Source organism: Flavobacterium tegetincola DSM 22377 (assembly GCF_000425485.1).
Classification (GTDB): domain Bacteria; phylum Bacteroidota; class Bacteroidia; order Flavobacteriales; family Flavobacteriaceae; genus Flavobacterium; species Flavobacterium tegetincola.
Map to the genome: position 1 here is coordinate 146255 of NZ_KE384389.1, position 16078 is coordinate 162332.

Here is a 16078-nt window from a genome sequence, read left to right on the forward strand (position 1 = left end):
AAGTTGCTTAGCTTTGCATTTCAAAAATATAGAATTGAAACCACCTTTAAACGAACTCGGAAAATTAGCCAAAGATAAGCATAACGAAAACAAAAAGTATTTCGATAAGCTCAAAAAGAAAGCGCCTAAAAATTTAGATTATGTCATGCAAGATTTGCACGAAGCTGAATTTAAAAAAACCGATTGTCTTAAGTGTGCTAATTGTTGTAAAACTACGGGACCACTTTTTACTTCAGCAGATATTGAGCGTGTTTCCAAACATTTTCGTCAAAAGCCTCAACAATTTATTGATCAACATTTGCGTATTGATGAAGATAAGGATTATGTCTTGAAAACTGTGCCTTGTACATTTCTAGATGCAGAAAACTACTGTATGATTTACGATGTTCGACCGAAAGCGTGTAGAGAGTTTCCGCATACAGACCGAAAGAAGTTTCAACAAATCAGTAATTTGACGTTGAAAAATGTGGAAATTTGTCCCGCTGCTTTTAATATAGTAGAGGAAATGAAAAAGAGAATGCAATTATAATTCTTCCACACACTGTACTGGATTTAAAAATTATATTTCAAAAACATTACTTAATTTTAATATCATTCGTTAGATACGATGCGATGACTTATTATATTAATTCTATAGAACAAAAAAAACCCTGACTATTCAGGGTTTTATACTTTTAAACAAACAAATCTTCTTCAGAAAATTCTAAGAAATCTACATTTTTACTTCTAACGTTATAAATAAATTCATTGATGCGGCCTTCGATGTATTCAATCGCTTTTGCAATCCAAAGACGTGCTTGATCAAATAATTCGATTCCTTTTTGGATGTATTGGTTCATAAATTCAACAAGCTTTCGGAGTTCATCCATCAAGCTAAAAATCACTTCTGAGTATTTCATGGTTTGAGGTTTATTGGTTTTGAAATTTTTCTCTAAAGTAATAAATTCGCTTTAATAAATTTCCCACTAAAATTATAAAATTCACATCTTACTGTAAATATTAAGTAGTTCAAAACGTATTGTTTGAGGTAGATTGCCTTTTGATGTTAATTTCTATGAATCAGTTCCTATTGTTTTTCAGACTTTAAGGATATAATAAATAGTCGGATCGCATTTTTTTAAACGCATCCAAATCTTCTTGCCAACTCGCACGAATGGTTTCTTCTGAAAAACCTGCTTCAATTTGATTTTGCAATACCAATCCTCCAGCGAGTTTCGTAAAAAATGAATTAAAAAACTTACTTTGGTCCCTCGACTCATTATACGCTTTCAATAACCATTTTAATTCCAATCGATCCACTTTTTCAACTTGTGTTAAATCTTCGCCGTAACAAATCAGCCCATTGTACAAAGGATTTTTCGCTCCTAAATTGGGTTGCGGAGTAAAACTAAAGTCAGTTTTAGGTAAGTTCGGCGAACCGTAAATCTGGAATTGGGTAGAAGTACCACGTCCCATACTGATATTTGTACCTTCAAATAAGCACAAACTCGCATATAAATTAATAGATTGTGCGTTAGGTAAATTCGGCGATGGGTTTATGGGTAAATCATACGGCATCGTTCTGCGGTAACTTTCGCAAGGAATAATACTCAAGTTGCATTGCACTGCATCTTTCAACCAACCTTGGCCATTTATCATCAAAGCATATTCGCCGATGGTCATTCCGTGTAAAACCGGAATCGGATGCATGCCTACAAAACTGGAAAATTCGGGATTTAAAGTGGGTCCGTCCACAATTCCACCGTTTGGATTGGGTCGGTCCAGCAGTACCAAAGCAATGTTATTTTCAGCACACGCTTCCATTACATAATGAAGGTGCGAAATATACGTATAGAAACGGGCACCTACATCTTGCAAATCAAAAATCAACACATCAATTCCTTTCAATTGTTCAGGCGATGGCTTTTTATTATTTCCATATAAAGAGAGAATTGGCAATCCTGTTTTAGCATCTTTACTGTCGTCTACCAATTCTCCAGCATCTGCAGTACCTCGAAAACCATGCTCGGGTGCAAAGATTTTTACTAAATTTAGGGGTGTTTTCTCTGTAATATAATCCACTAAATGAACGGTGCGTACTTGCAATTTTTGGCTGTTTAATGCACCATCATTTCCAGTTTTAACAAAAGACTCATAAGTCACTAAACCGGTCTGATTGGTTACAATTCCAACTCTTTTATCTTGGAACAATTCAAAATGATCGTGTAAATTATCAGCACCTGTCATAAATTTGATTGCCTTCACTTTTGGCTTCACAGCAACACGATTGGGTTTTGAAAACTTTGTGGCAGTCACCGTTTTGCAAGAGCCTAAAAGCAGTAAAAGTGTAATGATGTGCAAAGGACGAAAGAGGGAAAATCTATTTTTCATGGCAATTTGTAAATGTGAAAAAACAGCATTCATAAGCAAAACAATATAATTATAAGGATAAGATAGAGCGTTATTAATGCGAATGAAGTATTTTTGATGAAAATTAAAACGTTTGAATTTAGAATATTTTATCGCAAAAAGACTCATTACGGCTAAAAACCATAAAAGTAGTATTTCTGGACCAATTATAAAAATTGCAGTCTCGGCAATTGCCATTGGAATTATTATGATGCTGGTTTCTGTTGCCACAGGAATCGGTTTAAAGAAAGAGATTCGCAATAAGATTTCGGCATTCAACGGTCATGTTATTGTTTCTAATTACGATAGCAATCAGTCTGAAGAAACGTTGTCGCCCATTTCTATACATCAAGATTTCTATCCAAAATTTACTGCGGTTCCTGAAGTAACGCACATTCAGGCCATTGCTACGAAAACTGGAATTATTAGAACACAAAACACTTTTGAAGGGACTGTACTCAAAGGTGTTGGAAAAGATTACGATTGGAAAAGTATTAACGGATATATTCTTGAAGGTAAATTACCCAATGTCGATTCAAATTTGAATGACGAAATCATTATTTCTAAATTTCTTGCAAACCGACTTCATCTTAAATTAGGAGATAAGTTTGTTACGTTCTTTTTGAAAAATGAAGTTAATAAATACCCCAACCGAAGAAATTTTGAAATCGTAGGTATTTTTGATTCTGGTTTTCAAGAATTTGATGCCAATTATATTATTGGAGACATCCGACACATTCAGCGAATGAACAAGTGGGAAAAGGATGAAGTAGGAGCGTTTGAAATTTTTGTAAATGATTTTGACCAAATTGAAACTCTTGGGGCAAAAATATATAGAAGTACGTTTAACAAGCAAAATCAAGCCAAACCATTTGATTCTAAAACGATTGTAGAGAAATACTACTTCATTTTTGAATGGCTAAAAATGTTTGACATCAATATTCAAATTATCCTTATCGTAATGATTTTTGTTGCTACAATCAATATGGTGGTTGCTTTATTAGTGCTCATTCTGGAACGCACACAAATGATTGGAATTTTAAAAGCATTGGGAGGAAACAACTGGAGCATCCGAAAAATATTCTTGTACAACGCGCTTTACCTTATTGGGAAAGGACTTTTTTGGGGAAATGCAATTGGAATAGGGATTTTGCTGCTTCAAAAACATTTCGGGATTGTAAAACTCAACCCCGAAAATTATTATGTCAATCAAGCACCTGTATATATAGGTATAGAAAATATTATTTTAATTAATCTACTTACCGTTGTAATCTGCTTTTTAATCCTCTTGATTCCATCGTACATCATCACTAAAATTTCTCCGATAAAAGCGATACGGTACAACTAGAGAAATGTATTAGCAATGTCAATTACGAAGTATTTCATACAATGTCCTTCTATCAACGTCACTACAAATTCAATCCGTTGCTCATAACCTACAAACTAGAACCCACAACATTCTCCTCCACAAATTTCAAAAATACGTCTTTGTGTTTTTTCAAGTCCATATTTCCGGATAGCGAAGCACGAACTATATAATCCTTGTCGCCTTCCTTGGTCGTTCCTTGTGTGGAAGTGGCAGGGATAGTCCAATAACATCCTTTTAGTTGGCCGTAACTCACGCAAAATTTACTTTCGTTAGGAATCTCGGTAATCATCATGTGAATTAATTTTAAGTTTAATTCTCTTTTGTGAGCTTCCTTTTCTGCATCTGTATTTCCTTTAGTTGGAAGATCTAATGAAAAAACTGAAGGAGTAAACCCTTGTTCGGCCAATTCCTCGGAAACAAAATTAATTTTAGCGTCAGGCAAAACTTCGTGAATGTAGTTTACAAATTCGCGTGTGTTTTTGTAAGCATCAATAATCCGCTGGTTCATTGATGGCAATTGTTTTGCTAAAATAGCATATTGCAGTGCAGTTGCCTCATTGTCGCAAAGTGCCAGATGCAATTCAATTTTTTCCATTAAAGCATTTGTTTCAAGATTTCCTACGCAATATCCCGCAGTACATTGACCGCCACTTGGAAATTTAGAGCCACTTGCAAAAGAAATGGTCCGTACTTTTGAAAGAATTTCACCTTCGCCTAAAAAGTGAACGTTTGGACAAAACGTCTGATCCAAGATAAATACAGGATTTATCGCTGTATTTTCTTCGGGTGTTTTTCTGACTTTCGTCAAAACCGCTTGCAAGTCCATAAGGTTGGGTACTTCAACTCTTGGATTCGTTGGAATTTCGGCAATGATATACGGTACAGCATCTTCTTTGGCAATTTGAACGAGAACATTTTCAATACTTTGAACCATATCGTTATCACCATCCACCAATAAATCTACGATGTCCACATTTTCCAGACAGGCAGCTACACGTCTCGCTTGGTCATTAGTTCCTCCATAACAATTGGGCGGAACGATAATCTTAATTCTTTTCCCTCCGTGATTTTCAGAAGCATCGTGTATCAATCCCATCATTATAGCATATTGGATGGACAAACCACTTGAAGCTACAAGCGCTTTAGAAGGACTTCCCGTAATTTCCATAATAGAATTCAAAACGGATTTTTTATCGTTTTCAACATTTGAATTTGTAGGCTCAATAGTCGTTTGTGAAACTAAATTTTGTAAAGCAAGCAAACAATCAGAAGGTGTCATAGCAACGGTTTCTCTTCTTCGCACATGCTGGATGTCTGAAATGTAAGATTCATTTTTCTTCCCGTTCACAATTAGAACACTTCCTAAAGTGCCGTGCAAACTCACAAGAAAGTCGATTCCCTTTAAATCTATAATGTGAGAGAAATCTTTATCTTCGGAAATATAAACGATACTTCCATCAAATTCAGGGATTGATGCTCCAGCATTCAATTGTTCCAATTCAAAATTGTAGCCGTAAATATTCTTAACAATTTCGGCATCAAATGATTTTGGCAACGCAGTCGTATATATTATTTTCGTCTTCTTATTGTCTAATAAATTTTTGCGCAATACTGCCAAAACAGGAACGCTTTGCGAAGAAAAACTAATAACACTTTCAGAATTCAACTGATGTAATGTACCAATAGTCCATTCCAAAACACAAGACAATGGATGACCAAGCCTGATGTAATCATAAGCCGTAGGCAAATTTTCTAAAGCAGCATTTGTAGCTTTATTCTTATTGAATAATTCTTCAAACTGCGTAAGAAATTGCGTTTTAGCCAATTCTTCATTATAAATATCCAGTCGGTGCGTGGTTGTTTCCAACCAACCTGATGGACTGTTTTTTAGTACTTCTTCTATATAGTGTAACACTGTAGCGTTGCTCATAATTGTATTTTAAATAAGAGTTCAAATTTACGCTAATTAGATTTATTTAAAAAACGCAGCCTCTTCTTTTGTGAAAATCTTGATGTTGTAAATCAATTCTCCCATCTTTCCATCTCATACTTTCCATCTCCCACCCTTTAAGGAACAAATTATAATTTTATATTAAAAAAAAGCACCATCTAAAATTACATTCCTATATTTGCATCAAATAAAGATCATGAACATTTTTTTAAACAATACTTGGTGGTGGGGAAAATTTACGTCAAACGTCGTGAAGTAAGCTCCTATAGTATTATTTGAAACTCAATATACAGAAAGGCTTGTCAGAACGACAAGCCTTTTTTTTGTTTCCCTAATTAATTTAAAATCAAAAATATCCGTTGTGAAAAATTTTATTCTAAATACAAAATACAAGCTGATTCTCGCTGATACAATAACGCCAGTGAGTATTTATTTAAAGATCCGAGATAAATTCCCGAACAGCATTTTACTGGAAAGTAGCGATTACCGGGGGAACGACAATAGTTTCTCTTACATCTGTTGTAATCCCATTGCTTCACTAAAAATCGAAAACGAAAAGTGCACTACTTCCTACCCAGACGGAACGAGTGAAGTAGTGCTAATTGATAAAAAGGTAAATGTTGCCCAATTAATTCAGCAGTTCTCATCGCAATTCAAGACCGATAATAATGATTTTAAATTCATTACCAACGGATTATTTGGCTACATTTCTTACGATGCTGTCCGTTATTTTGAGAAAGTGCATATTGCTAAAAAAGACGAAAGCACATCAATACCTGAAGTGCAATACCACGTTTATCAAAACATCATTGCCATCAATCACTTTAAAAATGAGGCTTATATTTTTTGCCACAGCGTAGATGGAACAGATAACACGGCAGAAATTGAACAACTTTTGCAGTCGCGCAATATTGCTACGTATAAATTTAAAAAAGAAGGAGAAGGATTTTCAAACCTAACAGATGAAGATTTTAAAGAAAATGTTGCTTTGGCAAAAAAGCATTGCCAAAGAGGCGATGTGTTTCAATTGGTGTTGTCAAGACGTTTTACACAACCGTTTAAAGGTGACGAATTTAATGTGTATAGAGCTTTGCGAAGCATTAATCCTTCGCCCTACTTGTTCTTCTTTGACTATGGAGATTTTAAAATTTTTGGGTCTTCGCCCGAAGCACAACTTATTGTAAAAGACAGGAAAGCAGAAATTCATCCCATTGCGGGAACGTTCAAACGAACAGGTGATGACGAACAAGATGCGATTTTGGCAAAAAAATTAGCTAAAGATGAAAAGGAAAACAGCGAACACATCATGCTGGTCGATTTAGCCCGAAATGATTTGAGCAGAAATGGAAGTCAAGTGGAAATTGAAAAATACCGAGAAGTACAGTTTTTCTCACACGTGATTCACCTGGTTTCCAAGGTAACCGCTCGTCTGCACGATAAAGCAACCACCATGCAAGTGGTAGCTGATACTTTTCCAGCAGGAACGTTAAGTGGCGCGCCAAAACACAGGGCGATGCAACTCATTGAAGACTACGAGAAGACAAACCGAAATTTTTACGGTGGAGCAATTGGTTTTATGGATTTTGAGGGTAATTTTAATCATGCCATTATGATCCGGACTTTTTTAAGCAAAAATCACGAACTGCATTCGCAAGCTGGTGCGGGAATTGTGGCACATTCAGATGAGGAAGCAGAAATGCAAGAAGTGTATAATAAATTACGTGCGTTAAATAAAGCACTTGACGTTGCAGAAAATATATAATTAGAGAAAATTCAAATAGGAAAGGGGCATCATCTAGATTGGGTTGCAAAGACGGATTGCGATATGCCATTTCCATATTCTATTGATAAAAAAATAATATCTACGTATGAAAAAGATAGTAGTCATTGATAATTACGACAGTTTTACCTATAATTTAGTACATTACTTGGAAGCTATGGATGCCGAAGTAACTGTATTGCGAAACGACGAATTTGATTTAGAAGAATTAGAGGATTTTGAGAAAATCATACTTTCTCCAGGACCTGGAATTCCTGACGAAGCAGGTTTGTTAAAAGAAGTCATCCGTAAATATGCCAGTTCCAAAAGCATTTTAGGAGTTTGTTTGGGCCAGCAAGCCATTGGAGAAGTTTTTGGAGGTCAACTCATTAATCTAGATGAAGTGTTTCACGGCGTGGCAACTAAAATTAAAATCACAGTGGATGATGAAGTTTTATTTCAAGGTTTGCCAAATGAATTTGAAGTTGGAAGATATCATTCTTGGGTAGTTCAATCGCCGCTTCCTGCCGATTTAGAAATTACCGCTGTGGATGAGCAAGACCAAATTATGGCTTTGAGACATAAAAATTTTGATGTTCGTGCGGTTCAGTTTCACCCGGAAAGCATTTTAACACCGAATGGAAAACAGATATTGGCAAATTGGTTAAACAGTTAGAATAAGAAAAACCAAATTACACCACAGATTACATGATTTTCACAGATTAATCTTTCTTATCTTTTTAATCTGTGGCAAAAAAATAATATACAGAAAAACACGAATGAAAACAATCCTAAACCGACTTATAAATCACGAAATGCTTACCAAAGAAGAAGCACGTGAAGTCCTGATACACATTTCACACGGAAGCTATAACGAAAGTCAGATCGCCTCTTTTTTAACAGTGTTCATGATGCGAAGCATTACGATTGATGAACTGCAAGGATTTAGAGAAGCCTTATTGGAAATGTGTATTCGGGTGGACCTTTCTTCACACAATACCATTGATTTATGTGGAACAGGTGGCGATGGGAAAAACACGTTCAATATATCTACTTTGGCGTCCTTCGTCACCGCTGGTGCCGGAGTAAAAGTGGCTAAACATGGAAATTACGGCGTCTCATCCATTTCGGGTTCTAGTAATGTGATGGAAAACTTGGGAATCAAATTCACAACCGATGCGGATTACCTCAATAAATGCATGGATCAAGCGGGAATTGCGATTTTGCATGCACCACTTTTTCACCCTGCGATGAAAAACGTAGGAAAAATCAGAAAAGATCTTGCCGTAAAAACATTTTTCAATATGTTGGGACCAATGGTCAATCCGTCGTTTCCACAAAATCAACTGGTGGGTGTTTTTAATTTGGAACTCGCTCGTATGTATGCGTATCTGTACCAAAACACGGATACCAATTTTAGTATTCTACATTCTTTAGATGGATATGACGAAATTGCTTTAACAGGTCCGACTAAAATCATCAAAAATCACAAAGAAGGAATGTTCAATCCATCCGATTTTGGACTTTCGGTTATTTCGAGCAAAGAAATTGAAGGAGGAGAAACGGTTGAAGATTCCGCACAATTATTTCTGAACATCATTGAAGGAAAAGGAACTCAAGCGCAGAATAATGTAGTGTGTGCCAATGCAGCAATGGCCATTTCTACGGTTACCAATTGCACGGGACTAGAAGGTTTTGAAAAAGCAAAGGAAAGCCTCCTTTCGGGAAATGCGAAAAAAGCATTGCATACGTTACAAGAATTAAGTCGATAAAATAAACCGGTATTATGACCATTTTAGATAAAATTATAGCAGATAAACGAAAAGAAGTAGCGCTTAAAAAGTCGGTAATTCCAGTGTCACAATTGGAAGCATCCGTATTTTTTGATAGGCAAGTAGCATCTTTAAGTACCAATTTAAGAAACGGAACACGCGGAATTATTGCCGAACACAAACGCCGATCTCCATCTAAATCCATCATCAACAATGATTTTTCAGTTGAAGAAGTCGTAAAAGGATATGATGCCGCGGGAGTTGCAGGAATTTCAGTACTTACGGATACTAAATATTTTGGTGGCTCTTTGGAAGATTTGATTTTAGCACGCGCTTGCACAACTATTCCGTTGTTGCGAAAAGAATTCATCATTGACGAATACCAAATTGTAGAAGCCAAAGCCAGTGGTGCCGATTTGATTTTACTTATTGCTTCGGTTTTGACCCGATCTGAAATTGAACAATTTTCAAAATGTGCCAAAAGTGTAGGATTAGAAGTGCTGCTTGAAATTCATAATCAACAGGAATTGGAAAAATCATTGATGCCCACATTAGATATGATTGGTGTAAACAATCGGAATTTGGCAACTTTTGAAGTGAGTTTAGAAAACAGTAAACAACTTTCAGCACTTATTCCATCCGACTTTGTAAAAATATCCGAAAGTGGAATTACTTCTACAGCAGATATTATTGATTTAGAAAATTATGGTTTCAAAGGATTTTTGGTTGGAGAAAATTTCATGAAAACAGATAATGCTGGAGTTGCAGCGCGTGATTTTATCAACCAATTGCAAAACCGATAACAATGTCAAGTAAAAGTCAACAAGTACAAATTCCCAAAAACCTTGCGGTAAAGATTTGCGGAATGAAAGAAACGGAAAATATTTTGGACATAGCAGCTTTAAATCCAGAATACTTGGGCTTTATTTTTGCAAAAAAATCGCCACGGTATTTTGAAGGAGTCATTCCAGCTTTGCCAGATGCAATTCAAAAAGTGGGTGTCTTTGTGGACGAAACGGTTGAGGTGATTGTGAAACTAGTCAATTTACATCAATTGCAAGCTGTTCAATTGCACGGAAAAGAATCGGTTGAGTTTTGTGAACGTTTAAAGCAGCAGTTGAGTTCTGATGTAAAAGTCATTAAAGTGTTTTCAGTTGGAGCAGCTTTTGACTTTAAAATTTTGGAACCGTTTGAAAAAGTGAGTGATTACTTTTTATTGGATACCAAAGGAAAATTTCCAGGAGGAAACGGAACACAATTTGACTGGAAAATTTTAGAAAAGTACACTTCACAAAAGCCGTTCTTTTTGAGCGGTGGAATAGGAGTGGATGATACAGCAGCCGTTCAGCAATTGCGAAAAATGAATTTGCCTTTGCATGCAATAGATTGCAACAGCAAACTTGAAATTTCGGCTGGAATGAAAAACAAAAAACAATGCGAAGAACTGATAGAAAACTTCGCATTTAAAAATGAACACTAATTATTTTTACAATATAAATACAATATAAAGCTTTGCTTCTTAGCGACTTTGCGAGAAAAAACTAAGAAGAAGAAAATTAAAACAAATTACCATGACTTATCACGTTAATGAAAAAGGATACTACGGCGAATTTGGTGGCGCATACATTCCCGAAATGCTGTATCCAAATGTAGAAGAATTGCGTCAAAACTATTTAAAGATTACAGCCGAACCGGATTTTCAGGCAGAATTTGACGCTCTGTTAAAGGAATATGTGGGCCGTCCAACGCCTTTGTATTTTGCCAAAAACCTGTCGGAAAGGTACAATGCAAAGATTTATTTAAAACGAGAAGATTTGTGCCACACCGGTGCGCATAAAATCAACAATACAATTGGACAAATTTTGTTAGCCAAACGTTTGGGCAAGACCCGAATTATTGCAGAAACGGGAGCGGGTCAGCACGGTGTGGCTACGGCAACGGTTTGTGCTTTAATGGGCTTGGAGTGCATTGTTTTTATGGGAGAAGTGGATATTAAACGCCAAGCACCCAATGTGGCACGAATGAAAATGCTTGGTGCAGAAGTGAGACCCGCTCTTTCTGGTTCAAGAACCTTGAAGGATGCCACTAACGAAGCCATTCGGGATTGGATTAATAATCCGGAAGACACTTATTATATCATCGGTTCAGTAGTAGGTCCGCATCCTTATCCTGATATGGTGGCGCGTTTTCAGAGTGTAATTTCCACGGAAATCAAGAGTCAATTATTGGAGAAAGAAGGCCGTGAAAATCCTGATTATGTAGTAGCTTGTGTGGGTGGAGGAAGTAATGCTGCGGGAGCATATTATCATTTTCTTGACGATTCGGAAGTGAAAATTATTGCAGTTGAAGCCGCTGGAAAGGGCGTGCATTCTGGTGAAAGTGCGGCAACTTCTGCTTTAGGCAAAATCGGAATCATTCACGGAAGCAAAACGTTATTGATGCAAACGGACGATGGTCAAATTACAGAGCCGTATTCCATCTCAGCAGGATTGGATTATCCTGGAGTGGGACCGATGCATGCAAATTTGTTTGCAACAAAAAGAGCTCAATTTATTTCAATTACGGATGATGATGCCATGAATGCAGGATTGGCTTTATCTAAAATGGAAGGCATTATTCCAGCTATCGAAACTTCGCATGCATTTGCAGCATTGGACGTGATGGATCTAAAGCCAGAAGATGTAGTAGTAGTAAATTTATCAGGTCGAGGTGATAAAGATTTGCAAACGTATATCGACTATTTTAAATTGTAACAAACGAATCAATGTTGTTTGTCATCCTGAACTTGTTTCAGGATCTTATTGACACTGAATGTAGATGCTGAAATAAATTCAGCATGACAAGCATCTGGACAGCACGACAAGCCTTATTTCCGTCATTCGGAACTTGTTTTAGAAACTCATTTACATTAAATCAGCAATTAAATGTACTTAAAAGTTAGTACTCAAATAAACAACCAATGAATAGAATCAATAAAAAATTACAAGAAAAAGAAAACATACTGTCCATCTATTTTTCAGCAGGTTATCCAAGCTTGAATGATACTGCAGGAATCATAGAACAATTAGAGAGAAGTGGCGTAGACCTAATTGAAATTGGATTGCCGTTCAGCGATCCTTTGGCTGACGGACCAACCATCCAAAATAGTGCAACTGAAGCGTTGAAAAACGGAATGTCAACACAAGTGCTTTTTATACAATTAGAAGCTATTCGAAAAAACGTACAGATTCCGCTGATCATAATGGGCTACTTCAATCCTATCATCCAATATGGCGTGGAAGCTTTTTGCCAAAAATGTGCCGAAGTGGGCATTGATGGTTTGATCATTCCAGATTTGCCACTAGAGGTTTACGTTGCAGAATATAAGTCACTTTTTGAAAAATACGGACTGATCAATGTCTTATTGATTACACCTCAAACCTCCGATGAACGCATTCAATTAATTGATTCCGTTTCTGATGGATTTATTTATACCGTGAGTTCGGCAAGTGTCACTGGAAATAGCACTGGATTTGGCAGTAAACAAGAAGACTATTTTAAACGCATCCAAAACTTGAATTTAAAAAGTCCGCAATTAATTGGTTTCGGTATCCATGATAAAGTTACTTTTAATACCGCAAGTACATTTGCTAAAGGGGGTATCATCGGAAGTGCCTTTATCAAACATCTTTCTGATAATGGTATAAATGAAATTGATCAATTTGTAAAGAGCATTCGACAGTAGCAATTAGTACTGCAAATGCTTCAAATAAAGCTCCAAAATGGCTTGGAGCTTTGATACAGCCGGCTACCAACCGGCACAAAAATGGCTCAAAGACCGCAAAGGCCGAGAATTGAATTACGACGATATTTTGCATTACCAAAAAATGATTGTCGCATTATCAGAAACCGCAAGAATCATTGAACTATTATAGAATGGTTTATTGTTTCAATGGGGATAATCCATCGTTTTCGCGGAAAAAACCAATGCTGGGAACAATCTTGATCCAATGCACTTATTCTGATGCTAAATGTGCCTTAATCCCAGCAATTCCCTAAAGTTACGAAGAATTAGTTTTTAAATGTTAAAGTGTTAAATAATTGTACATTTAACTATTTTATATTTAAACAAATTATTATATTTTAAGTCGTAGTTTTAGCGTTAATACTTGTAAAATACTGTAAATAAATACTTTAAAATAGTAATGCTGCTTAACCCTTGATTTCGCTACGATGTTTATAAATAATATTAATTGTGAATATGTTTGGCTTTTTATTACCGTAATAAATCACAATCTTTGTCGTGGAAGTAAGGAACTTGTAAAGAGTATACTTACCAAATTATTGAACCTCTAATTCTTTAAGAGCATGAGTGTAAAGTATAAAGTGCTACCAAGAAAAAACCCGCAGGACATGGTGGCCCCTGAAAAATTCTATGCCGCTGCAATAAGCAATGGCGAAACCGACATGGAAGCGCTAGCCGAAATGATTGCGTACCAAAGTACCCTAACCGACACGGATTGTTATGCCGTATTGCGGTCTTTGGAGCAGAACATCATTAAGGAGTTGGGTCAAGGTCGGATTGTAAAGTTAGGCAGTTTGGGCAATTTTCAGATCAGTGTAAGCGCTTCTGGAAAAGATACTGCCGCAGAAGTAACGGCAAATGACATTGTCAAGAGTCGGATTCTGTTCCGTCCAGGTAAGAAATTGCGATTGCTTTTAGGCAATTTATCCTACCAGAAAGTCGGCTAGTAACCCGTCGCTAAAGTAAATTTAGTGGTTTGAAAGTCTCGAGTGTTCCTGCACTCGGGGCTTTTTTTTATGCTTTATAGCGGCAAAAACACCTCCAGTTCGTCCCGACGCAACTTTTGCTTCGTCCTGACCAATCCTTTTGCTCGTCCTGACGAAGTGAAAATGCCGTCAGGAAGATTTTCAATGGTAATTATGAAGCTACTTTCAAAGGAATAAAAGCACTGCAAAAAGTACTATTGTAGCCTTTTAGTAGAAGAAATCATCCCATTTTCAGTCGTTTATTTGACTTTCATCCATAAAAAAAGCTCAAAAATAGCGGCTAGTAACCCGTCTTTTTGAGCAAATTTAGCAATTTGAAAGTCTCGAACAGTTCCTGCTATTCGCATCAAATCAGGTGTAAATATAAAGGATTAGGCTTCGTTATCCCAATTTTTTTGATGGATTTTTGGTTAAGTTTATCAATTGAACCGTTTGAGAATTGTTGATAATTGCAATTTGTGTCGACTTTATTGCAGGGGCGGGAGGAATGTTTGTTGATAATTAAATTCTTTTTTTAGTGGTAAGGCAGGGACCTACTAGATCCTATAATCCTACTCAATAAAGATCAGTGCTGTTTTCTTACAGGTCCGTTGTTTTATCTCGTGGAATTTTAATAAAGGTTTGTTGCTATAATTGCTTTTTAATGGAGCAGATGCGTTTATTTGGTTTTTAAATACTTCTTGTTGAATATGATGGTTTTTAAGTTCGTGAATAAACCATTAGGGAGGTTGTTTTTCCGCAGAAAAAAACAACAACAACATTATTGAAAGTTTGTTTTACATTTTGAGTGACACCCGATTTCCAAACGGTCAGTGTAGGCACAGAACAAATGTGGAAATTAGCAATAGATTACATTGAAAGTCCAATGCTTCCCTGTGTGCGCCTGCATCAAAGAAAACTGGAGAAGTGGACTTATCATTCATATACTATAGTATGAGATTAATGTACTTCGCAACTGCGTGACAAGTTTCTATAACAAAGTAAGGTAGAATATGAGGAGTGGCTAAAAAATTAGTGTCTTTAAAATGTGTAGTATATATAGGAGTAAAATCATGCGATCAATTATTGATACAGACATAAAGGACCACATAGAGTATACGCGTAATACATTCACATTCACAGATCTTCCAATCTTTCCATCTTTCCATCTTGCAACCCGTCCTAAAAAGTCTTTAGTTCTTAGATGGTTATGCAACATTTGTAGATTGATAATGAAGCACTTAAGCGGTTGCTGTGTGGTAGGTGCATATAAGTATTTACTAATAGGAGTTTAAATAGGGCATACTTCAAAAGAAACAAGCATTTGCAACTATGTAAAATTGAATTGTAACCAAACTAAGTTCTTTCGCGAAAATGTCCCAGGCTATGCAGTGAAAGTTAAAAATTAGTGCGTAGAGAATAAAGTAGACAAGAACAAAAGATATACCTATATATAGGAGCATCCCTAAATCGGACAAATACTTCAAAATACATCTGCAACGATAAGGTAAAGAAAGAAACTTAATTTGCAACCCACACAAATAAAGCGACTTAAAAAATACTTTACAATTACTTTACAAAGCTGCTTGTTTAAGTGAAAAGAAGTGTTACTTTTGCACCCGCAACAACGGCGAAGTTCATATGAAATACTGGTTTTTATCAAAGCGAAGAGGGTTAGAAATAATCTAAAATAAATTTGCGGGATAAGAAAATAAGTATTAGTTTTGCACCCGCTAAGAGGCTAAGTTCATAAGAATAATGAGGATTAAGGTTTGGAGAAAATAAGCTTAAAAAATATTTTCAAAAAAGCTTGTCAGAGTTAAAAAAGAAGTTATCTTTGCACCCCGCAAGAGAATAAGTTCATTGAGAGATTGAGTAGGTTATGAGAAGAGAAATTAGGAACGAAAGTTTTTAAAAAAACTTCAAAAAAAGCTTGCCAGATTAAAACAAAGGATGTACTTTTGCACCCGCTTCGAGAAACACTAAAAGTGAGACACGAGACGAGAAACAAGAATGACACGTTCATAGACATATTGAATTGACAGCCGTCTTATCGCAAGATAAGACAAAGAAAAAAAGAGTAAGGTAAA

14 protein-coding genes are annotated in these 16078 nt (G+C 36.1%); 11 read left to right on the forward strand and 3 right to left on the reverse strand.

Annotated features, from left to right (window positions below; translation table 11 throughout):
- Positions 1 to 34: 34 nt before the first annotated feature.
- Entirely contained in the window at positions 35 to 529 is a 495-nt protein-coding gene (locus H602_RS0117545) for a YkgJ family cysteine cluster protein (protein WP_026979194.1), read from the forward strand.
- Between the two features lie 145 nt (positions 530 to 674).
- On the opposite strand, the gene H602_RS0117550 is transcribed toward H602_RS0117545, so the two are convergent.
- Together H602_RS0117550 and H602_RS0117555 are read right to left on the reverse strand one after the other, a co-directional pair.
- Entirely contained in the window at positions 675 to 899 is a 225-nt protein-coding gene (locus tag H602_RS0117550; protein WP_026979195.1) for a hypothetical protein, read from the reverse strand.
- 184 nt (positions 900 to 1083) lie between these two features.
- Positions 1084 to 2370, reverse strand: a complete 1287-nt coding sequence (locus H602_RS0117555) for an exo-beta-N-acetylmuramidase NamZ family protein (protein ID WP_035759976.1) — start codon at positions 2368 to 2370, stop codon at positions 1084 to 1086.
- A gap of 112 nt (positions 2371 to 2482) precedes the next feature.
- On the opposite strand from H602_RS0117555, the gene H602_RS0117560 reads away from it, so the two are divergent.
- Positions 2483 to 3736 (forward strand): ABC transporter permease, encoded by a 1254-nt coding sequence (locus H602_RS0117560; RefSeq protein ID WP_026979197.1) that lies wholly within the window; start codon positions 2483 to 2485, stop codon positions 3734 to 3736.
- Positions 3737 to 3824: 88 nt separating this feature from the next.
- On the opposite strand, the gene H602_RS0117565 is transcribed toward H602_RS0117560, so the two are convergent.
- Positions 3825 to 5687: a PLP-dependent aminotransferase family protein gene (locus H602_RS0117565; RefSeq protein WP_026979198.1), complete on the reverse strand. Its 1863-nt coding sequence runs from the start codon at positions 5685 to 5687 to the stop codon at positions 3825 to 3827.
- A gap of 382 nt (positions 5688 to 6069) precedes the next feature.
- Between H602_RS0117565 and H602_RS0117570 the strand changes: the two genes are divergently transcribed.
- The 9 genes from H602_RS0117570 to H602_RS0117610 all read left to right on the forward strand — a co-directional run bounded on the left by H602_RS0117570 (position 6070) and on the right by H602_RS0117610 (position 13970).
- Positions 6070 to 7470 (forward strand): anthranilate synthase component I family protein, encoded by a 1401-nt coding sequence (locus tag H602_RS0117570; protein WP_026979199.1) that lies wholly within the window; start codon positions 6070 to 6072, stop codon positions 7468 to 7470.
- A 106-nt stretch (positions 7471 to 7576) separates the two neighbouring features.
- Positions 7577 to 8143 carry an anthranilate synthase component II gene (locus H602_RS0117575; RefSeq protein WP_026979200.1) on the forward strand — a complete coding sequence of 189 codons (567 nt, stop codon included), beginning with the start codon at positions 7577 to 7579 and terminating at the stop codon, positions 8141 to 8143.
- A gap of 103 nt (positions 8144 to 8246) precedes the next feature.
- Positions 8247 to 9239 carry an anthranilate phosphoribosyltransferase gene (trpD, locus tag H602_RS0117580; protein ID WP_026979201.1) on the forward strand — a complete coding sequence of 331 codons (993 nt, stop codon included), beginning with the start codon at positions 8247 to 8249 and terminating at the stop codon, positions 9237 to 9239.
- Between the two features lie 14 nt (positions 9240 to 9253).
- Complete coding sequence (trpC, locus tag H602_RS0117585; protein WP_026979202.1) at positions 9254 to 10042, forward strand: indole-3-glycerol phosphate synthase TrpC; 789 nt, start codon at positions 9254 to 9256, stop codon at positions 10040 to 10042.
- A 2-nt stretch (positions 10043 to 10044) separates the two neighbouring features.
- The gene (locus H602_RS0117590) at positions 10045 to 10719 is read left to right on the forward strand and encodes a phosphoribosylanthranilate isomerase (protein WP_026979203.1); all 675 of its coding nucleotides are present in this window, start codon (positions 10045 to 10047) and stop codon (positions 10717 to 10719) included.
- 91 nt (positions 10720 to 10810) lie between these two features.
- Complete coding sequence (gene trpB / locus H602_RS0117595) at positions 10811 to 11992, forward strand: tryptophan synthase subunit beta (RefSeq protein ID WP_026979204.1); 1182 nt, start codon at positions 10811 to 10813, stop codon at positions 11990 to 11992.
- Positions 11993 to 12198: 206 nt separating this feature from the next.
- Positions 12199 to 12963 carry a tryptophan synthase subunit alpha gene (gene trpA / locus H602_RS0117600; protein WP_026979205.1) on the forward strand — a complete coding sequence of 255 codons (765 nt, stop codon included), beginning with the start codon at positions 12199 to 12201 and terminating at the stop codon, positions 12961 to 12963.
- Positions 12964 to 13000: 37 nt separating this feature from the next.
- Positions 13001 to 13153 carry a type ISP restriction/modification enzyme gene (locus H602_RS20035; RefSeq protein ID WP_157505162.1) on the forward strand — a complete coding sequence of 51 codons (153 nt, stop codon included), beginning with the start codon at positions 13001 to 13003 and terminating at the stop codon, positions 13151 to 13153.
- A gap of 433 nt (positions 13154 to 13586) precedes the next feature.
- On the forward strand, positions 13587 to 13970 hold the full coding sequence (locus H602_RS0117610; RefSeq protein WP_026979206.1) for an HU family DNA-binding protein: 384 nt from the start codon (positions 13587 to 13589) through the stop codon (positions 13968 to 13970).
- Positions 13971 to 16078 lie beyond the last annotated feature (2108 nt).

Bases quoted from the DNA above. Each gene is read 5' to 3' on its own strand.
- H602_RS0117555 (WP_035759976.1), bottom strand. From the start codon at position 2,370: ATGAAAAATAGATTTTCCCTCTTTCGTCCTTTGCACATCATTACACTT.
- trpB (WP_026979204.1), top strand. From the start codon at position 10,811: ATGACTTATCACGTTAATGAAAAAGGATACTACGGCGAATTTGGTGGC.
- trpC (WP_026979202.1), top strand. From the start codon at position 9,254: ATGACCATTTTAGATAAAATTATAGCAGATAAACGAAAAGAAGTAGCG.
- H602_RS0117565 (WP_026979198.1), bottom strand. From the start codon at position 5,687: ATGAGCAACGCTACAGTGTTACACTATATAGAAGAAGTACTAAAAAAC.
- H602_RS0117610 (WP_026979206.1), top strand. From the start codon at position 13,587: ATGAGTGTAAAGTATAAAGTGCTACCAAGAAAAAACCCGCAGGACATG.
- trpA (WP_026979205.1), top strand. From the start codon at position 12,199: ATGAATAGAATCAATAAAAAATTACAAGAAAAAGAAAACATACTGTCC.
- H602_RS0117590 (WP_026979203.1), top strand. From the start codon at position 10,045: ATGTCAAGTAAAAGTCAACAAGTACAAATTCCCAAAAACCTTGCGGTA.
- trpD (WP_026979201.1), top strand. From the start codon at position 8,247: ATGAAAACAATCCTAAACCGACTTATAAATCACGAAATGCTTACCAAA.
- H602_RS0117550 (WP_026979195.1), bottom strand. From the start codon at position 899: ATGAAATACTCAGAAGTGATTTTTAGCTTGATGGATGAACTCCGAAAG.
- H602_RS0117575 (WP_026979200.1), top strand. From the start codon at position 7,577: ATGAAAAAGATAGTAGTCATTGATAATTACGACAGTTTTACCTATAAT.
- H602_RS20035 (WP_157505162.1), top strand. From the start codon at position 13,001: ATGGCTTGGAGCTTTGATACAGCCGGCTACCAACCGGCACAAAAATGG.